Raw genomic sequence first — 17,979 nt, 5'->3', positions numbered from 1 at the left:
TGGTGGAGCTAAGCGGGATCGAACCGCTGACCTCCTGCATGCCATGCAGGCGCTCTCCCAGCTGAGCTATAGCCCCACGATGTCGCTCTGAACCGAAACAACGGCTGGGGGCCAGGTGCTTCGTGTGTGTTCATCGCTGTGGACGGGGCGCATATTAAGATCCGATTGCAGGACTGTCAAACGAATTCTCGAAAATATTCAAAAACTTTTTCACAGATAACAATCACTTACCGCCTCGCCCCCGGACATGCAGTCAGGCTGCAGCAATGGCAGCGACTTTATCCGCCGCCATCGTTCACCTCGGGCGCGCTCGGATGCACTTCAGGCGATGCTTGCCAGCAGCTTCTCCCACTCCTTGTTTTCTTTCTTCGACACCCCGCCCAGCAACTCCAGCGCCTGGCGCAGGCGGTAACGGGTCAGGTCCGGGCCCAGGATCTCCATCGCATCGAGAACCGAAACGGAACTGGCCTGCCCGGATATCGAGGCGAACATCAGGGGCATCGCGTCGCGCAGTTTCAGGCCCAAGGCATCGACCACCGCCTGGATACACCCAGTGATGCGCTCTTTTTCCCACTGACGCAGACTCTCCAGCTTCCACAGGATCAGCTGCATCACCTGGCGTACCTGGTCAGGGGTCAGCTTCTTGTGCTCGAACAGGCGCGCATCCAGTTTGAGTGCGCCTTCGAAGAAGAAGCCCGCCAAAGGCGCGATCTGGCTGAAGGTCTCTACCCGCCCCTGCACGTGCGGGGCGATCTTCATCATGTAGTCGCTATTGAACGCCCACTGCTGCACCCGCGCGGCGAACGCCTCCACCGGCAGGTCACGCAGCCACTGACCGTTGAGCCATGAAAGCTTCTCGATGTCGAAAATCGGCCCGCCCAGGGAAACGCGCGACAGATCGAAATGCTCGACCATCTCCGCCAGGGAGAATTTCTCACGCTCATCCGGCATCGACCAGCCCATGCGGCCCAGGTAGTTGAGCATGGCCTCGGGCATGAAGCCCATGCGCTCGTAGAAGGTCACCGAAGTGGGGTTCTTGCGCTTGGACAGCTTGGACTTGTCCGGGTTGCGCAGCAGCGGCATGTAGCACAGCTTGGGCTGTTCCCAACCGAAGTATTCATACAGCTTGATCAGCTTGGGTGCCGAGGGCAGCCATTCTTCGCCGCGCAGTACATGGGTGATCCCCATCAGGTGATCGTCCACCACGTTGGCCAGGAAGTAGGTGGGCAGGCCATCGTTCTTCATCAGCACCTGCATGTCCATGCGGTCCCAGGGAATCTCGACATCGCCGCGCAACATGTCCGGCACCACACAGACACCCTCGCTGGGCACCTTCATGCGAATCACGTGCGGCTCGCCAGCGGCCAGACGACGCTGCACGTCCTCCGCGCTCAGCTTCAGCGCACGACCGTCGTAGCGCGGGGTCTCGCCCCGAGCCATCTGCTCGGCACGCATCTGGTCGAGCTCTTCGGCGGTACAGAAGCAGTAGAAAGCATGCCCGGCCTCGACCAACTCCTTGGCGTAGCGGGCGTAGATCTCGCCGCGTTCGCTCTGTCGGTACGGCCCATGGGGACCGCCGACATCAGGCCCTTCGTTCCACTCGATACCGAGCCAGCGCAATGCGTCGAAGATCTGCTGTTCGGACTCGCGAGTCGAGCGCAACTGATCGGTATCTTCGATGCGCAGGATGAATTCGCCGCCGTGCTGCTTGGCGAAGCAGTAGTTGAACAGAGCGATGTAGGCGGTGCCGACATGAGGGTCGCCAGTGGGCGATGGCGCGATGCGGGTACGAACGGTGGTCATGGACTGTCTCGGAGAAAGAATGAAACCAAACCGCGATGGTAGCAGGGTGCGGGCTCCAGTCTCCAGCATGGGCGGGCACAGTCCCGTCACGAGCCTCTGCCATGGCCCATGCCCTGCCGGCCACCCGCGATTGCAGACCTGGCACGAAACTGATCCGCCATCGCCCAGACGGCGTTCGGACGACAGTGCGAGTGCTGACAAGGGTCTCCAGCACATGAGCCGGGCTCGTCCCACTGCGCGCATTCTCGGATCCAGGTGAGGCAGAGTCGCGACAATCCCTAGCTGGTAATCAGCCGCGCACGAAGCTGACCGATTTCGTCGCGCAACTGCGCCGCGCCTTCGAACTCGAGATCCCGGGCCATCTGGAACATCTTCTCCTCGAGCACCTTGATGCGCTTGGTGATTTCACCCGGCGTCTTGAGCTCGGCCTCGTACCGAGCGGCTTCTTCCGCCGCCTTGGCCATACCCTTGCGTTTCTTGCTGCGAGCACCGGGCACGGTGGCGCCCTCGAGGATATCGGTGATGTCCTTGACCACGCCCTTGGGCACGATGCCATTGGCCTCGTTGAACGCCATCTGCTTGTCACGGCGTCGCTCGGTTTCATCGATGGCCCGCTGCATGGAGCCGGTGATCTGGTCGCCGTACAGGATTGCCTTGCCATTCAGGTTGCGGGCCGCGCGGCCGATGGTCTGGATCAGCGAACGCTCGGAGCGCAGGAAGCCTTCCTTGTCGGCGTCGAGGATGGCGACCAGCGAGACCTCGGGCATGTCCAGCCCTTCGCGCAGCAGGTTGATCCCCACCAGCACGTCGAACGTGCCCAGGCGCAGATCGCGAATGATCTCGACCCGCTCGACGGTGTCGATGTCCGAGTGCAGGTAACGCACGCGCACGTCATGGTCGGCCAGATAATCGGTCAGGTCCTCGGCCATGCGCTTGGTCAGTGTGGTCGCCAGCACGCGTTCGCCGGCCGCCACCCGTTTGCCGATCTCCGACAGCAGGTCGTCTACCTGGGTGAGCGCCGGGCGCACTTCGACGATCGGGTCCACCAGGCCGGTGGGACGTACCACCTGCTCCACCACTCGCCCGGCATGTTCCTCCTCGTAGGGGCCTGGCGTGGCCGAGACGAAAATGGTCTGCGGGCTGACCGCCTCCCATTCGTCGAAGCGCATGGGCCGGTTGTCCAGCGCCGATGGCAGTCGGAAGCCATACTCCACCAGGGTTTCCTTGCGCGAGCGGTCGCCTTTGTACATGGCGCCCACCTGGGGCACGCTGACATGGGACTCGTCGATCACCAACAACGCGTCGGCCGGGAGGTAGTCGTAGAGGGTGGGCGGAGGCGCGCCCGAGGGGCGACCGGAGAGGTACCGCGAGTAGTTCTCGATGCCGTTGCAATAGCCCAGTTCGAGAATCATCTCCAGGTCGAAACGGGTACGCTGCTCCAGGCGCTGGGACTCCACCAGCTTGTTCGCCTTGTTGAGGAATTCCAGCCGCTCGCCGAGCTCCTCCTTGATGCCCTCCACAGCCCCCAGCAAGGTCTCGCGGGGCGTCACGTAGTGGCTCTTGGGGTAGAACGTGAAGCGCGGCAACTTGCGAATCACCTCGCCGGTGAGCGGATCGAAGGCAGCGATGTTCTCGACTTCGTCATCGAACAACTCGATGCGAATGGCCTCGAGGTCGGACTCGGCGGGGAAGATGTCGATGACGTCACCGCGCACCCTGAACGTGGCCCGGGCGAAGTCCATTTCGTTACGGGTGTACTGCAGGTCGGCGAGGCGCCGCAGCAGTGCGCGTTGATCGAACTTGTCGCCCCGGTCCACATGAAGGACCATTTTCAGGTAGGTTTCCGGGCTGCCCAGGCCGTAGATGCAGGACACGGTGGTGACGATGATCGCGTCGCGGCGTTCGAGCAGGGCCTTGGTCGCAGACAGGCGCATCTGCTCGATATGGTCGTTGATGGAGGCGTCCTTCTCGATGAAGGTGTCCGACGACGGCACATAGGCTTCGGGCTGATAGTAGTCGTAATAGGAAACGAAGTATTCCACGGCGTTGTTCGGGAAGAATGCCTTGAATTCGCCATACAACTGCGCGGCCAGCGTCTTGTTCGGCGCCAGCACCATGGTCGGCCGCTGCACCTGCTGAATGACGTTGGCGATGCTGAAGGTCTTGCCCGAGCCGGTCACGCCCAGCAGCGTCTGGTGGGCCAGGCCGGCCTCCAGACCCTCCACCAACTGACGGATCGCCTCGGGCTGGTCACCCGCTGGCTGGAAGCGCGTGACGAGCTGGAACTCGGACATGAAGGACCTCGCAAATATCGCTGCACTGTAAATTTAGCCAGTAGTCTATACGCAAAAAAGCCTTGGAGCACAGTCTCGGTAAAGCCTTGTGTATAGGTTCATTGCAGTGGACCGGACGAAAGGGCCAAGAGTCGAAAAAATTTGCCTGCATGGCCGCAAAAGCTGCGCCAGACTGTCGCAGTGTCCGACGGGTATCTCTATACTGACTCCCCGTTTGCACCGCTTCAGTGCATTGGGCTGGAGGGTGCGATTCCTATCACTCTCCATTCAGAGCCAAGGTAACAATGAGCCTGTTTTCCGCTGTCGAGCTGGCACCCCGCGACCCCATCCTGGGCCTCAACGAAGCTTTCAATGCCGATCCCCGTACCGACAAGGTCAACCTGGGCGTGGGTGTGTACTGCAACGAGGAGGGCCGCATCCCGCTGCTGCGTGCGGTGATTCAGGCCGAGACCCAGCGTGTGGCTCAGCACGCCTCCCGCGGTTACCTGCCGATCGATGGGATTCCCAGCTATGACCAAGCCGTACAGAAACTGCTGTTCGGTGCCGATTCGCCCCTGCTGGCCGAGGGTCGCGTGGTCACGGTGCAGGCGGTGGGGGGCACCGGCGCGCTGAAGATCGGTGCCGACTTCCTCAAGCGCCTGACACCGGACGCCATCGTCGCCATCAGCGATCCCAGCTGGGAAAACCACAGGGCCCTGTTCGAATCGGCCGGTTTCCCGGTACAGAGCTACCGCTACTACGATGCGCACAGCAACGACGTGAACCGCTCCGGCATGCTCGAGGACCTGAACGGCCTGCCTTCGGGATCGATCGTCGTGCTGCACGCCTGCTGCCATAACCCCACCGGCGTGGACCTCGCACTGGACGACTGGAAAAACGCCCTGGAAGTGATCAAGGCCAAGGGGCATGTACCGTTCCTCGACATGGCCTACCAGGGCTTCGGCGACGGCATCGACCAGGATGCCTTCGCGGTTCGCCTGTTCGCCGAGTCGGGCCTGGATTTCTTCGTCTCCAGCTCCTTCTCCAAGTCGTTCTCGCTGTACGGCGAGCGCGTCGGCGCCCTGTCGATCGTCACCGGCTCCAAGGATCAGAGCAGCCGCGTGCTGTCCCAGGTCAAGCGGGTGATCCGCACCACCTACTCCAACCCGCCGACCCACGGTGCAACCATCGTGGCCACCGTGCTGAACGATGCGGCCTTGCGCCAGATGTGGGAAAGCGAACTCAGCGAGATGCGCGAACGCATCCATGGCATGCGCAAGCAGATGGTCGAATTGCTGGCGCACTATGGCGCCAACCGTGATTTCAGCTTCGTCGGACGCCAGGTGGGGATGTTCTCCTACTCGGGACTCACCGTGGAACAGGTAACCCGCCTGAAGAACGATTTCGGCATCTATGCCCTGGACACCGGTCGCATCGCAGTGGCCGCCTTGAACCAGAGCAACATCCACGTGGTGACCAAGGCCATCGTCGAAGTGCTGTAAGCGATTGATTTGCCAAGGGGGCGGCTTGACTTCCCTCCGGCATTGATTAAGATACCGAAAGATTCCGCGATAGCTCAGTCGGTAGAGCAAATGACTGTTAATCATTGGGTCCCTGGTTCGAGTCCAGGTCGCGGAGCCAATCGATGAAAACCTCCAGATGCGCAAGCACTGGAGGTTTTTTCGTTTCGGCCTCTCAGGGGTTCAATCGGCCCGCCCCAGCACATGGTACTGGCCACCGCTCCACACACCCAGCCACTGCTCGCCCTCCAAGGTTCGGGGCACAGCCAACTCGACTAGTTGGTAGAACACATTGCGGTGAATCAGCGCTTCGAGGTTGTCGCGCATCAGCAGGTAAGGCGCCGGCTCGCCGGTGGCGGGATCGGTCTGAACCCGCAAGGGATGCTCAGGGCCGGCCTCGACCTGGTCTTGTACGTTGCTGGTGAAGCGCAACACTTGATCTTCGCCTTTCCCGTGAACCTCCACCAGAACGGCCACGAACGGGGCATCGTCCACGCGAATGCCGACCTTTTCGACCGGAGTCACCAGGAAATAGTCGTCGCCATCACGCCGCAGGATGCTGGAAAACAGCCGAACCATCGGCTGTCGACCGATAGGGGTGCCCAGGTAATACCAAGTGCCGTCACGGGCGATGCGCATGTCGATGTGGCCGCAGAACGGCGGGTTCCAGAGATGCACGGGGGGCAATGCCTTTTCCGTAGGAACCTGTTTCAGAATGTCATCGACCCTGCCTTCAGCGCTCATCACCCTTCCCTTATCGGCTCATGCCCAACAGGCTACGAGCGTACTCGCGCATGGGTTCGGCGAGCAAATCCTGCGGGGTGTTGTCGTGGAACGTCAACAAACCGCCACGACTCTTGATCCGCGCGGTATCGATCAGATAGCGGGTACTGGTCTCGATGAGCATCATCTGCACCACACCGGTGTCCCAACCGAGTCGATCCACCGCCTGCTCGTCATACCACTCGTCGCCATTGCCTATACGGTCATCGGTTCGGGCGAAACGCGTATAGAGCACATAGTGGGCACCGACCGAGCGTGCTTCGGCGATGGCCTCTTCCAGCCCAAGGGGCGCCTTGGCGCGGCGCACCAACGGGAAGTACTCGACGAAGCTCTTGAACGCCTCCTCGGCGACCGCGTTCTGCCGGGGTACTGGCCCTTTGCCGGGCGGCACGAACGCCCCCTGCCCGATGAAGATGAACGAGTCCGGTTGCAGACGGACCGACAGGGTACGGGTGGTATCGCTATGATCCAGCAGGCCGGCATCGCTCAGCTGATAGCGCACGCCCTCCCCCATGTCACTGACTTTCATGCAGCCGCCCAACGCCAGGAGCGTCAACAGCAAGACCAGACTACGCATCATCCCTCCAGTGACCGGTGACGAAAAACCGGCGAATAGCCGCCTAATGCAGCTTTTGCGCCAGTTCGGCGAGGGATTGGGCGAAGAGCCGCTTCCAGGCCCTGCAAGGGACTCCAGGGCCCAGATGTCAGGAGGCGGGTTCCGGGTCGCGCTTGCGCTTGTTGCCCATGCGCACGCCGATGTCCATCAGGAACTGGAAGAAGCCTTCCTGGTCTTCGAGCACGTTGCTCCAGAACGGCGAGTGGTACAGCGCCACGGCGCCATGCACCAGCGCCCAGGCCGCGCAGTAGTGGAAATAGGGAGGAACATCTTCGAGCTTGCCTTCGCTGATCCGACCCTTGATCAACTGGGTGAGCCTCTCGAAGTTGGACGCGCGAATGCTGTGCAACTGTTCGACCATCTCCGGCACCTGATTGCCCTTGACCACCTTCTCTTCGAGACGGTCGAACAGGCGGTAGCGCTGGGGATCGCGCATGCGGAACTCGAAATAGGCGCGCGACAGCGCTTCCTGATCGCGATCCACATCACTGGACTGCAACAGTTCGTTCAAATCCCGCTCGTAGTCGAGCATCAGGCGCAGGTAGATCTCCGCCTTGGATTTGAAGTGTTTGTAGATAGTGCCTTTGCCGATGCCGACCGTGTCGGCGATCATTTCGACGGTGACGCTGTCCTCACCCTGTTCCAGGAACAGTTTCAGCGCTGTGTCGAGGATCTCTTGTTCGCGACGACGAAACTCACGGACCTTACGAGGTTCTTTCTGCATAGGAAGGACTGGGATGACAATCGAAGCGGAATATTATGCCCAAGTCCTGACAAATTGCACGGATCTTCCGCTCAAACGAATGTTTCGTGATGATTACAGATCGGCTGGTCATTGGAAAAGGGGGTTCTGCCATCGCCTAATGCGTGGGCGTGCGCTGGGAAGGCCACGGTATTCCAAATCTGTTTAAAAAATGTACGATCGGCCCTGGCGCAAGGTGCAAGCTGGCCAATACTTGAACTGTCGATGCAGCGCTCACCCCCTTGCGATACATCGATGAAGGCACCTACGGACCGCGTGCCTTGGCTTTACTCCTAATGGTCTTGACCCGGATTCCTCCCCCAGAGTCCGGGTTTTTTTAAGCCCTGAAGGCTGCGCCCTGAGGTCGCTGGCGTACGTCAGGCCACCCGAGCCAATGGAAACAGGCGCTTGAAATTGGCAGTGGTCTGCTCAGCCAATTGCTCGTACGCCACGCCTCTTACCGAGGCGACATATTCGGCCACTTCGCGCACGTACTGCGGCAGGTTCGGCTTGCCTCGATGAGGAATCGGGGCCAGGTACGGTGAATCGGTTTCCACCAGCAGCCGGTCGTGCGGCACCTGGCGCGCCACCTCGCGCAATGCCTCGGCATTGCGGAAAGTGACGATACCCGATAGCGAGATGTAGTAGCCCAGGTCCAGTGCCGCCCGCGCCATGTCCCAGTCTTCGGTGAAACAATGCAGTACACCGGCCTGCGGCAGCGCAGCTTCGCGCAACAGTGCCAGGGTGTCCGCCCGCGCGGCGCGGGTGTGCACGATCACGGGCTTGCCGGTCTCGCGCGACGCTTGCAGGTGCAGGCGGAAGGACGCCTGCTGCAACGCCGCGGCCTCGGGCTCGTAGTGATAATCCAGGCCGGTCTCGCCGATCGCGACCACATGCGGGTGAGCCAGCTCGCGCAGCAACCATGCCAGTGCGGGCGTTTCACCTGGTGCCAGATCCAGGGGGTGCACGCCCACCGAGCAATCGACATCGGCGTAGCGCTCGCTCAACGCCTTGACCGCGCCGGCATTCTCGGCACTGACGCCGATGCACAGGAAATGCCCGACGCCGCGCTCGCGGGCCGCCTGCAGCGCGGCATCGAGTGATCCTGCGTGAGCGCTCAGGTCGAGACGATCGAGGTGGCAATGGGAATCTACGAGCATGGAGTCAACCTGGGAGCGAAATGATGAAAGGGAAGTTTCAGCGTGTGCCCGGCAACTGTTGCCAGCGCGCCAACACGGCCTCGAGTAGAAGCACCCGATTGAGATTGGCCTTGCCCATGACTTTCTGACGCTGTTCGAGCAGCCAGTCCTGCAATTCCAGCACCTGGCCCTGTGGGCTCTTCTGCGCCAGGTATTGCAGTACCTTGCGCATGTCGGGCAAGCCAAGCCCTTCCTCGTCCTGGGTAAGCTGATAGCGCAGGATCAGGTGCGCCCAGGCACAGAACCAGTCGAACAACAGCAACAGTGGCACAGCGTTCCAGGCTTCGGCCAACTGCGTGGGCGACTGCTGCTGCTTGAGCAGCTTCTTGATGCCCTCGGTGACCAGCGCCCGCTGTTCGCGCACGCCGCGGGCATGAAGGCTGAGGGCCGTCAACGGTGAGCCTGCGCCCAGCACCAGCAGTTCCTGACGTTCGCCCGGCTCGGCATCGGGCAGCGCGGCAGCCAGCCAGGCCTCGCTCTGGGCCGGCGTGGGTTGCGTACAGGCGATTTGCTGGCACCGGCTTCTGATGGTCGGCAGCAGGCGACTGGGTTGATGGCTGACCAGCAGCAGCACCGTGTCGCCAGACGGTTCTTCGAGACTCTTGAGCAACGCATTCGCCGCATTGACGTTCATCGCCTCGACCGGCTCGATCAACACCACCTTGCGCCCACCCTGCTGGGCCGTCTGCACCACGAACGCGACCAGCTCACGCACCTGGTCGACCTTGATCGGCTTGTCGGCCTCTTCAGGCTCCAGCACGAAGTTGTCCGGATGGCTACCGGCCTTGAGCAGCAGACAGGATTTGCACTGGCCGCAGGCCTGCCGATCGCTTGGCCGCTGACAGAGCAGCAACGCCATCAGCCGTTCGGCCAATGCGCGTTTGCCGATCCCTTGCGGCCCGTGCAGCAGATAGGCATGGGCATGCTGGCGGCGTCCGGCCAGTTGCTCCCAGAGCGCCTGCTGCCAAGCGAAGGATTCAGCCACGACCGCGCTCCAGGATGGCAGGCACCAGCGCATCGATGGCCTGCTGCACAGCCGCCAAGGGCTGGGCCGCGTCCAGCAACCGGTAGCGCTCGGGGGCAGCCGCGGCACGGCGCAGGTACGCCTGGCGGACAGCTTCGAAGAAGCCCTGCCCTTCCTGCTCGAAGCGATCCAGACGACCCCGCGCCGCCGCGCGCGCCAGGCCGACCTCCACTGGAAGGTCGAACACCAGCGTCAGATCGGGGCGCAGCTCACCCTGCACGAAGGTTTCCAGCAGGGCGATGCGCTCCAGCGGCAGGCCGCGACCACCACCCTGGTAAGCGTAGGTGGCGTCGGTGAAACGGTCGCACAGCACCACGGCGCCCGCCGCCAACGCTGGCCGAATTACCTGGGCCAGGTGCTGGGCACGGGCGGCGAACATCAGCAGCAGCTCGGTATCGACCGCCATCGCTTCGTCACTGGGGTCGAGCAACAGTTCGCGGATGCGTTCGGCCAGGGGCGTGCCCCCAGGCTCCCGAGTCATCACCACGTTCACGCCCTGCTCGCGCAGGCGCGCCGCCAGGTACTCGCGGTTGGTGCTCTTGCCCGCACCTTCGGGGCCCTCTAGGGTGATGAACAGACCGCTCACGGATACTCCTCAGTGTGCTTCAGGGGCGGACGGCGTTTCGTCCTGTTTGGAAGGCTCGGCGCCGGTGGCCGGTTCGCTGGCGGGTGACTCCACGGGTGACGACCCACTGCCCTGGGCAGGCTCCGGCTCCGATGCTTGCCCGGCGGGTGCCTGGGTGGCCGGGCTGGAACGGTAGTCGGCACGGCGCTTGAGCTGGTATTGGCGGACAGCCGAATTGTGATCGTCCAGATCGTCGGAGAACACATGGCTGCCGTCACCGCGCGCCACGAAATACAGGCTCGTGCCATCGCTCGGGTTCAGGGCGGCATGGATCGCTTCGCGCCCGACCATGGCGATGGGCGTGGGCGGCAAGCCGGTATTGGTGTAGGTGTTGTAGGGCGTCGGCGCGCGCAGGTCGGCACGGGTGATCTTGCCATTGTAGCGCTCGCCCATGCCGTAGATCACGGTAGGGTCGGTCTGCAGCATCATGCCCAGGCGCAGGCGGCGCACGAACACACCGGCGATTTGCCCACGCTCCTGAGCGATACCGGTTTCCTTCTCCACCAGGGAGGCCATGATCAATGCCTGATAAGGGTCGCGGTACGGCAGGTCGGCGGCGCGCTGCGCCCATTCCCTGGCCAGCACGTCTTCCAGACGCTCGTACGCCTGCTGCAGCAGCTCGACATCGCTCATGCCCCGCACGAAGCGATAGGTATCGGGGAAAAAGCGCCCCTCCGGGAAGACGCCAGGATGTCCCAGCTTGTCCATCACCTCGCTGTCGGACAAGCCCTCGAGGCTGTGCCTGATCTTGTCGTGCCTGGCCAGCGCCGCGCGCAACTGGCGGAAGGTCCAACCTTCGACGAGGGTCAGGTTGTACTGCACGACATCGCCGCGGCGCCAGGCATCGATCAGCGCCTGGACCGTCATGCCCGGCGTGATGCGGTACTCACCGGTGTGCAGGGCGGTACCGGCCTGATTGAACCGCCAATACAGGCGCAACCACAGCGCATCGTCGAGCAGGCCTTCGTTCTGCATGCGGTAGAACATGCGGTTGGGGTTGGTGCCGGTCGGCACGTCCAGCAGGCGCTCTTCGGTCACCCGCAAGGGCTGCTGCAGGGAGGAATGCACTTTCCAGGCCGACCAGCCGACCGCCAGACCGGCGAGGACCAGGCCCATTTCCAGCAGCAGCAGGAATTTACGTCTCACGAATCAGGTATCCAGTAACGTCCGGGCAACGGCCTGCAGTTTACGGGTGAGCGGCCCCGCCGACCAGTCGAGCTTGAGCGCAGGCACGCCCAGCACCGGCCAGATACCATAAACGCTGTTACAGACGAACACTTCGCTGGCCTGGCGCAACTGTGCCAGGGAAAGCTCGCCGACCCGCACCTGCAGCCCCAGACCCGCCGCCTGCTCCAGCAACTCGGCACGCATGACACCGGCGACGCCGCACTGGCTCAGGTCAGCGGTGTACAGGCTACCGTCGAGTACCAGGAACAGGTTGCTGTAGACACCTTCGACGACGGCGCCCTGGGTATCGCGCATCAAGCCCTCGGCGAAGGCCGGATCTTGCCACTCGGCACGCGCCATCACCTGCTCCAGGCGATTGAGATGTTTCAGACCGGCCAGCAAGGGCTGCCGGGCCAGACGCGTCTGACAGTCGAACAGCAGCACGCCTTGCTCGGCGTGAGCTGCCGGATAGGCGGGTGGCGGGCTGTTCTGCAGGATTCGTCGAGGCATGGCCCCGACGGCGGGCGCATAGCCGCGCTGGCTATCGCCCCGGGTCACGATCAGCTTGACCACGCCCTCGCCCAACTGGCTGGCATAGGCCTGCAACTCCCGCTGCACCAACGCCAGGTCAAGCTCGATGGCCAGGCGCTGGCAGCCCAGCGCCAGACGATCGAGGTGGCGCTGCAGCAGCGCAGGCTTGCCGCCGCGCACGGCAAGGGTCTCGAACAGACCATCGCCGTAGGCCAGCCCACGATTACGCAAGTCGAGCGCAGCCGCAGGCTGGCCGTCGATCCAGCTGAGCATCAGTCGGCGAACCGACGGAACACCAGGGAGCCGTTGGTCCCACCGAAGCCGAACGAGTTGGACAGCACCACGTCGATCGGCATGCTGCGCGCCTGGTGCGGCACGAAGTCCAGATCGCAGCCGTCATCGGGCTCATCCAGGTTGATGGTCGGCGGGGCCATCTGGCTGTTGATCGCCAGCACGCTGAAGATCGCCTCCACCGCGCCAGCCGCGCCCAGCAGGTGGCCGGTCATCGACTTGGTGGAGCTGACCGCCAGCGAGTAGGCATGCTCGCCGAACACCCGCTTGATCGCGGCCACCTCGGCGATGTCGCCGGCCGGCGTGGACGTACCGTGGGCATTGATGTAGCTGACCTCATGGGGGGCCACACCGGCATCACGCAGGGCATTGATCATGCAACGCGCCGCGCCGTCACCGGTATCCGGCGGCGAGGTCATGTGGAAGGCGTCACCGCTCATGCCGAAGCCCACCAGTTCCGCGTAGATGGTCGCACCACGGGCCTTGGCGTGTTCGAGCTCCTCGAGCACCAGGGCACCCGCGCCGTCCGACAGCACGAAGCCATCCCGGCCCTTGTCCCATGGACGGCTGGCCCGCGCCGGCTCGTCGTTGCGTGTCGACAGGGCGCGCGAGGCGCCGAAGCCACCCATGCCCAGACCGCAGGCGGCCATCTCCGCGCCACCGGCGATCATCACGTCCGCTTCGCCATAGGCGATGTTGCGCGCGGCCATGCCGATGCAGTGAGTGCCGGTGGTGCAGGCCGTGGAAATGGCGTAGTTGGGCCCCTGCAGACCCAGATGGATCGACAGGAAACCAGAGATCATGTTGATGATCGAACCCGGCACGAAGAAGGGTGAAATCCGCCGTGGGCCTTGCTCGTGCAAGGTCCGGCTGGTGTCTTCGATGTTGGTCAGGCCACCGATCCCCGAGCCCATGGCCACGCCGACACGCTCGCGGTTGGCGTCGGTCACTTCCAGGCCCGCGTTTCGCACGGCCTGGAAGCCCGCCGCCAGGCCATACTGAATGAACAGGTCGAGCTTGCGCGCTTCCTTGGCCGACAGGTACTGCTCGACCTCGAAGCCCTTTACCGAGCCGCCGAAACGGGTGGAGTAGGCACTCAGGTCCGTATGCTCGATCGGACCGATGCCACTGCGGCCTGCCAGAATGCCCTGCCAGGTGCTCGGTACATCGGTACCCAGTGGCGACAGCATACCCATTCCGGTGACCACGACGCGTCTACGCGACACAGCACTCTCCTTTTCTGTTGACAGAGTCTCTTGCCATTGCACTCATTCGCGTGGAATGAAATGGCGACAGGCTCCCGGTTGACAAACGCCCGACTCGCAAAGAAAAAACCGCACGCCAATTGGCAGTGCGGTTTTTCCCGACAAGCAGCGTCGACTACAGCGTCTTAACCTTTTTGGTTGTTGACGTAGTCGATGGCGGCTTGAACGGTGGTGATCTTTTCGGCTTCTTCGTCAGGGATTTCGGTCTCGAATTCCTCTTCCAGAGCCATTACCAGCTCGACGGTGTCAAGGGAGTCGGCACCCAGATCGTCAACGAAGGACTTCTCATTGGTGACTTCTTCTTCCTTCACGCCCAGTTGCTCGGCAACGATTTTCTTGACGCGTTCTTCGATGGTGCTCATAACTAGATTTCACTCCTAGTGGATATATGTCAGGCAGCTGGCCGGTGCCCAAGTTTATAGGAAGGCGCCCGGTTTTCAAGCATCACGCGCCTTCTCCTGGGTCTGACGACCTGCCGCCTGGAATCTGATTGCAGCTTTATAACGGATTTTAGACACCCAGTATGACTGTTTTCTGAAGCGATCCGTCACATTGGGTTGCCAAGGTTACATGTACATCCCGCCGTTGACCGGTACCGTGGCACCGGTCACGTAGGCTGCGCCATCGGAAGCCAGGAAGGACACCACCTTGGCGATTTCCTCGGCCTGACCCAGGCGCCCCAGCGGAATTTGCGTCTGCAACGCTTCGCGCTGCGCCTCAGGAAGCTCGCGGGTCATGTCGGTGTCGATGAAGCCTGGAGTGACCGAGTTGACGGTGATACCACGAGAGCCGACTTCACGCGCCAGAGCGCGACTGAAGCCTTCCAGACCGGCCTTGGCTGCGGCGTAATTGGCCTGCCCGGCATTGCCCATCGCGCCGACCACCGAGCCGATGCTGATGATACGACCCCACCGAGCCTTGGTCATGCCGCGCAGCACACCCTTGGACAGACGGTACAGGCTGTTGAGGTTGGTATCGATCACATCGAACCACTCATCGTCTTTCATGCGCAGCATCAGGTTGTCACGGGTGATACCGGCGTTGTTGACCAGGATCGTCGGCGCACCGAACTGCTCCTGAATGGTGCTCAGCACCGCGTTCACCGAATCCAGGCTGGTGACGTTCAGCTCCAGGCCGGTACCGGCCACGCCATGGCTCTTGAGCGTCTCGGCGATGCGCTCGGCACCGGAGGCGGACGTGGCGGTACCGATCACGATGGCGCCCTGGCGACCCAGTTCGAGGGCGATGGCCTGGCCGATGCCACGGCTGGCGCCGGTGACCAGTGCAACTTTACCTTGCAGGCTCATGCAAGTTTCTCCAGATATCAGGCCAGCGCCGCACGGGTGGCGGCGATGGCGTCGGGGGTATTGAGGTTGTAGGTGGTCACGCCATCGGCGCAACGCTTGTTCAGGCCGGCCAGGACCTTGCCTGGGCCGCACTCCACCAGTTGCACTGCACCGTGGGCAGCCAGGGTCTGCACGCACTCGACCCAGCGCACGGGCTGGTACAGCTGCGCCAGCAGGTCACGCTTGAGCGCGTCCAGGTCGGCCGGCACCGCCGCGCTGACATTCTGTACCAGCGGGATCTGCGCAGCCTGCCACTCAATGGCATTGACCGCCTCGGCGAAGCGCTCGGCCGCAGGCTTCATCAGTGCGCAGTGCGATGGCACGCTCACCGACAGCGGCAACGCACGCTTGGCACCCTTGGCCTTGCACAGCTCGATGGCTCGATCGACCGCCGCCTTGTTACCCGCGATGACGACCTGGCCAGGCGAGTTGAAATTGACCGCGCTGACCACTTCGTCCTCTGCAGCTTCGCTGCAGATATCCACCACCACGGCGTCATCCAGACCCAGGATGGCCGCCATGGCGCCATGACCGGCCGGCACGGCTTCCTGCATCAGCTGGCCACGGCGTTCGACCAGACGCACCGCATCCTTGAGTGACAGGCTACCGGCTGCGACCAGGGCGCTGTATTCGCCCAGGCTGTGGCCGGCCACATAGGCCGGACGCTCACCGCCCTGCTCCAGCCACAGACGCCAGAGGGCGATCGAGGCGGTCAGGATGGCGGGCTGCGTCTTGTCGGTTTGATTGAGTTGATCCTCAGGGCCTTCCTGGACCAGTTTCCACAGGTCGTAGCCCAGAGCCTGCGAGGCCTCCTTGAAGGTCTCGATGACCAGCGGCTGCTCGGCGCCGAGCTCGGCGAGCATGCCCAGCGATTGGGAGCCCTGACCAGGAAAGACGAATGCGAGGGATGCAGACATTGAACAAGCCCCTATGATCTTGTCATCGGATGAGGTGCGCCCTGGCGATGGCCGGGCACGGAATCTGAAAACTTGGATGGAAACGCAGACCGAACGGTCACATTTAACCTTGTCATGGCTGAGCGACTCACAGCAGCAGGTCTTCGAGTCGACCGTGCAGCTGTTGCGGCAGGTTTTCCTGAATCTCGACTGAAGCACGCCGGATGGCGCTCTCCAGGCCCTGCACACCGGCAGAACCGTGGCTTTTTATGACGATGCCTTGCAGCCCGAGGAAACTGGCGCCATTGTGGCGCGCCGGGGCGAGGTCCGCCTGCAGGCGCCTGAGCAGCGGCATGGCCAAGGCGCCAGCGGCGCGAGCGAGCAGCCCGCCTTTGAACAAGGCCTCCATGCGCTCGCCGATCATGCTCGCCAGCCCCTCGCTGGACTTGAGCAGCACGTTGCCGACGAAACCGTCGCAGACCGCGACATCGGCCTGGCCACGGTACAGACCGTCACCCTCGATGAAGCCGACATAGTTCAGGTCGCGAGCGCCTTGCAGAAGGTTGGCGGCCAGCTTCACCTGCTGGTTGCCCTTGATGTCCTCGGTGCCGACGTTGAGCAGGGCCACCCGCGGGCGCTGCACGCCCAGCGCCTGGGCGGCCACCGAACCCATCACCGCGAACTGATACAGCTGCTCGGCGGTGCAATCGACGTTGGCGCCCAGGTCGAGCAACTGGCAATGACCGCTGCGCGTTGGAATCGCCGCCACCATGGCCGGCCGATCCACGCCTGGCAGCGTCTTGAGCAGGAATCGCGAGAGTGCCATCAGCGCGCCGGTGTTGCCGGCACTGACACAGGCATGCGCCTTGCCGTCACGCACCAGCTCCAGGGCGATGCGCATCGACGAGTCGGGTTTGCCGCGCAGCGCCTGCGACGGCCGCTCGTCCATCTGCACCACTTCGCTGGCAGCGACGATGTGCAGGCGCGCGCGATCGGCGAGGGCTAAGTCGCTGACGAGGGGTTCGAGGAGAGAGGGTTGACCGACGAGGGTCAGGTGCAGCGAGGGAGTGGCCGTGAGGCAGGCGATACTGGCCTGAACAATGCTGCGGGGACCGAAGTCCCCGCCCATTGCGTCGATCGCGATGATCTGAGCGGACAAGGATTACTCGTCAGCGCCCTTGTCGATCACTTTGCGACCACGGTATACGCCTTCAGGCGAAACGTGGTGGCGCAGGTGAACTTCACCGGTGCTTTTCTCTACCGACAGTGCGTTTTCCGACAGGGCGTCGTGCGAACGGCGCATGTCACGGGCAGAGCGGGATTTTTTGTTCTGCTGAACAGCCATAATTGATTAACTCCTAAACGTTTGGGTCACGCTTTAACTGCGCCAAGACACTGAACGGGTTGGACCGCGATACCTCGTCCTTGCTCGATTCGGGCTCGTCTGCGCCCGCCGGCTGCTGGCATTCTTCCGGATGGTGAGCAGGCACGATGGGAAGCGCGAGCAAAAGCTCCTCTTCGATCAGCGCCTGCAGATCCAAAGGATCTTCGCCCAGTTCCAGCACGTCATAGCCTTTCGGCAACGACTGGGTATTCGCACCCTCCTTCACCACGGCGTAAGTGCATTCGCTGTGGATCGGCAGGGTGACCAGCTCAAGACAACGCTGGCAAACCATTTTGACCTCGACGTTCAGGTCGCTGTGGATCACCACGACGTGCTGCTCGTCTCGTTCAAAATCGAACTTCGCCTGCACCGTACCGACAGTGTCGGAAAGCGGGTCGCAGAGTCTTTCCAAATCGGCGAGCGACAGCGAACCTTCAAGGGTTACGCCACGATCGGCCAATTTGCGCGGGTCAACGTGAGATGGAATCGGGTCATTCAACATAGGCGCAGCATT

General features: G+C 62.7%; 18 protein-coding genes and 2 tRNA genes. 2 read left to right on the top strand and 18 right to left on the bottom strand.

The genetic code is table 11. From position 1 onward, the window contains the following. The 3 genes from IAE34_RS22530 to uvrB form a co-directional block, all read right to left on the bottom strand. Window positions 1-76 (bottom strand) — tRNA-Ala (locus IAE34_RS22530). A gap of 245 nt (window positions 77-321) precedes the next feature. Continuing rightward, a complete protein-coding gene (gene gltX, locus IAE34_RS22525; RefSeq protein WP_200141166.1) occupies window positions 322-1,803 on the bottom strand; it encodes a glutamate--tRNA ligase in 1,482 nt (493 codons plus the stop codon). Between the two features lie 278 nt (window positions 1,804-2,081). Beyond that, on the bottom strand, window positions 2,082-4,097 hold the full coding sequence (uvrB, locus tag IAE34_RS22520) for an excinuclease ABC subunit UvrB (protein ID WP_200141165.1): 2,016 nt from the start codon (window positions 4,095-4,097) through the stop codon (window positions 2,082-2,084). 284 nt (window positions 4,098-4,381) lie between these two features. Here uvrB and IAE34_RS22515 point away from each other — a divergent pair, with 284 nt between their 5' ends. Further along, window positions 4,382-5,578 (top strand): amino acid aminotransferase, encoded by a 1,197-nt coding sequence (locus IAE34_RS22515; protein WP_200141164.1) that lies wholly within the window; start codon window positions 4,382-4,384, stop codon window positions 5,576-5,578. Window positions 5,579-5,641: 63 nt separating this feature from the next. After that, window positions 5,642-5,717: transfer RNA gene (locus IAE34_RS22510), tRNA-Asn, on the top strand. Between the two features lie 62 nt (window positions 5,718-5,779). On the opposite strand, the gene IAE34_RS22505 is transcribed toward IAE34_RS22510, so the two are convergent. The 15 genes from IAE34_RS22505 to IAE34_RS22435 form a co-directional block, all read right to left on the bottom strand. Beyond that, entirely contained in the window at window positions 5,780-6,340 is a 561-nt protein-coding gene (locus tag IAE34_RS22505) for a DUF1285 domain-containing protein (protein WP_200141163.1), read from the bottom strand. Between the two features lie 10 nt (window positions 6,341-6,350). Continuing rightward, window positions 6,351-6,956 (bottom strand): DUF4823 domain-containing protein, encoded by a 606-nt coding sequence (locus IAE34_RS22500; RefSeq protein WP_200141162.1) that lies wholly within the window; start codon window positions 6,954-6,956, stop codon window positions 6,351-6,353. A 127-nt stretch (window positions 6,957-7,083) separates the two neighbouring features. Then, complete coding sequence (locus IAE34_RS22495) at window positions 7,084-7,719, bottom strand: TetR/AcrR family transcriptional regulator (protein WP_200141161.1); 636 nt, start codon at window positions 7,717-7,719, stop codon at window positions 7,084-7,086. A 395-nt stretch (window positions 7,720-8,114) separates the two neighbouring features. Then, on the bottom strand, window positions 8,115-8,897 hold the full coding sequence (locus IAE34_RS22490) for a TatD family hydrolase (protein ID WP_200141160.1): 783 nt from the start codon (window positions 8,895-8,897) through the stop codon (window positions 8,115-8,117). A gap of 37 nt (window positions 8,898-8,934) precedes the next feature. Then, window positions 8,935-9,921 (bottom strand): DNA polymerase III subunit delta', encoded by a 987-nt coding sequence (locus tag IAE34_RS22485; protein WP_200141159.1) that lies wholly within the window; start codon window positions 9,919-9,921, stop codon window positions 8,935-8,937. Then, window positions 9,914-10,546 carry a dTMP kinase gene (gene tmk / locus IAE34_RS22480; RefSeq protein WP_200141158.1) on the bottom strand — a complete coding sequence of 211 codons (633 nt, stop codon included), beginning with the start codon at window positions 10,544-10,546 and terminating at the stop codon, window positions 9,914-9,916. Before tmk ends, IAE34_RS22485 begins: the two co-directional genes overlap by 8 nt. Before the next feature lie 9 nt (window positions 10,547-10,555). Next, the gene (gene mltG, locus IAE34_RS22475) at window positions 10,556-11,731 is read right to left on the bottom strand and encodes an endolytic transglycosylase MltG (RefSeq protein WP_200141157.1); all 1,176 of its coding nucleotides are present in this window, start codon (window positions 11,729-11,731) and stop codon (window positions 10,556-10,558) included. Window positions 11,732-11,734: 3 nt separating this feature from the next. Further along, the gene (gene pabC, locus IAE34_RS22470; RefSeq protein ID WP_200141156.1) at window positions 11,735-12,556 is read right to left on the bottom strand and encodes an aminodeoxychorismate lyase; all 822 of its coding nucleotides are present in this window, start codon (window positions 12,554-12,556) and stop codon (window positions 11,735-11,737) included. Beyond that, on the bottom strand, window positions 12,556-13,800 hold the full coding sequence (fabF, locus tag IAE34_RS22465; protein WP_200141155.1) for a beta-ketoacyl-ACP synthase II: 1,245 nt from the start codon (window positions 13,798-13,800) through the stop codon (window positions 12,556-12,558). Before fabF ends, pabC begins: the two co-directional genes overlap by 1 nt. A 164-nt stretch (window positions 13,801-13,964) precedes the next feature. Continuing rightward, entirely contained in the window at window positions 13,965-14,201 is a 237-nt protein-coding gene (gene acpP, locus IAE34_RS22460) for an acyl carrier protein (RefSeq protein WP_200141154.1), read from the bottom strand. 204 nt (window positions 14,202-14,405) lie between these two features. Next, the gene (fabG, locus tag IAE34_RS22455; RefSeq protein WP_200141153.1) at window positions 14,406-15,146 is read right to left on the bottom strand and encodes a 3-oxoacyl-ACP reductase FabG; all 741 of its coding nucleotides are present in this window, start codon (window positions 15,144-15,146) and stop codon (window positions 14,406-14,408) included. Window positions 15,147-15,163: 17 nt separating this feature from the next. Further along, window positions 15,164-16,102: an ACP S-malonyltransferase gene (gene fabD / locus IAE34_RS22450; protein WP_200141152.1), complete on the bottom strand. Its 939-nt coding sequence runs from the start codon at window positions 16,100-16,102 to the stop codon at window positions 15,164-15,166. A gap of 127 nt (window positions 16,103-16,229) precedes the next feature. Then, entirely contained in the window at window positions 16,230-17,240 is a 1,011-nt protein-coding gene (gene plsX / locus IAE34_RS22445) for a phosphate acyltransferase PlsX (protein WP_200141151.1), read from the bottom strand. A 3-nt stretch (window positions 17,241-17,243) separates the two neighbouring features. After that, window positions 17,244-17,426, bottom strand: a complete 183-nt coding sequence (gene rpmF / locus IAE34_RS22440) for a 50S ribosomal protein L32 (protein WP_008096416.1) — start codon at window positions 17,424-17,426, stop codon at window positions 17,244-17,246. Between the two features lie 13 nt (window positions 17,427-17,439). Beyond that, window positions 17,440-17,967 (bottom strand): YceD family protein, encoded by a 528-nt coding sequence (locus tag IAE34_RS22435; protein ID WP_200141150.1) that lies wholly within the window; start codon window positions 17,965-17,967, stop codon window positions 17,440-17,442. Between the last annotated feature and the right edge of the window lie 12 nt (window positions 17,968-17,979).

This window comes from Pseudomonas sp. S30 (assembly GCF_016518545.1).
Taxonomy (GTDB): domain Bacteria; phylum Pseudomonadota; class Gammaproteobacteria; order Pseudomonadales; family Pseudomonadaceae; genus Aquipseudomonas.
This window is presented reverse-complemented; position numbering and strand designations above follow the sequence as displayed.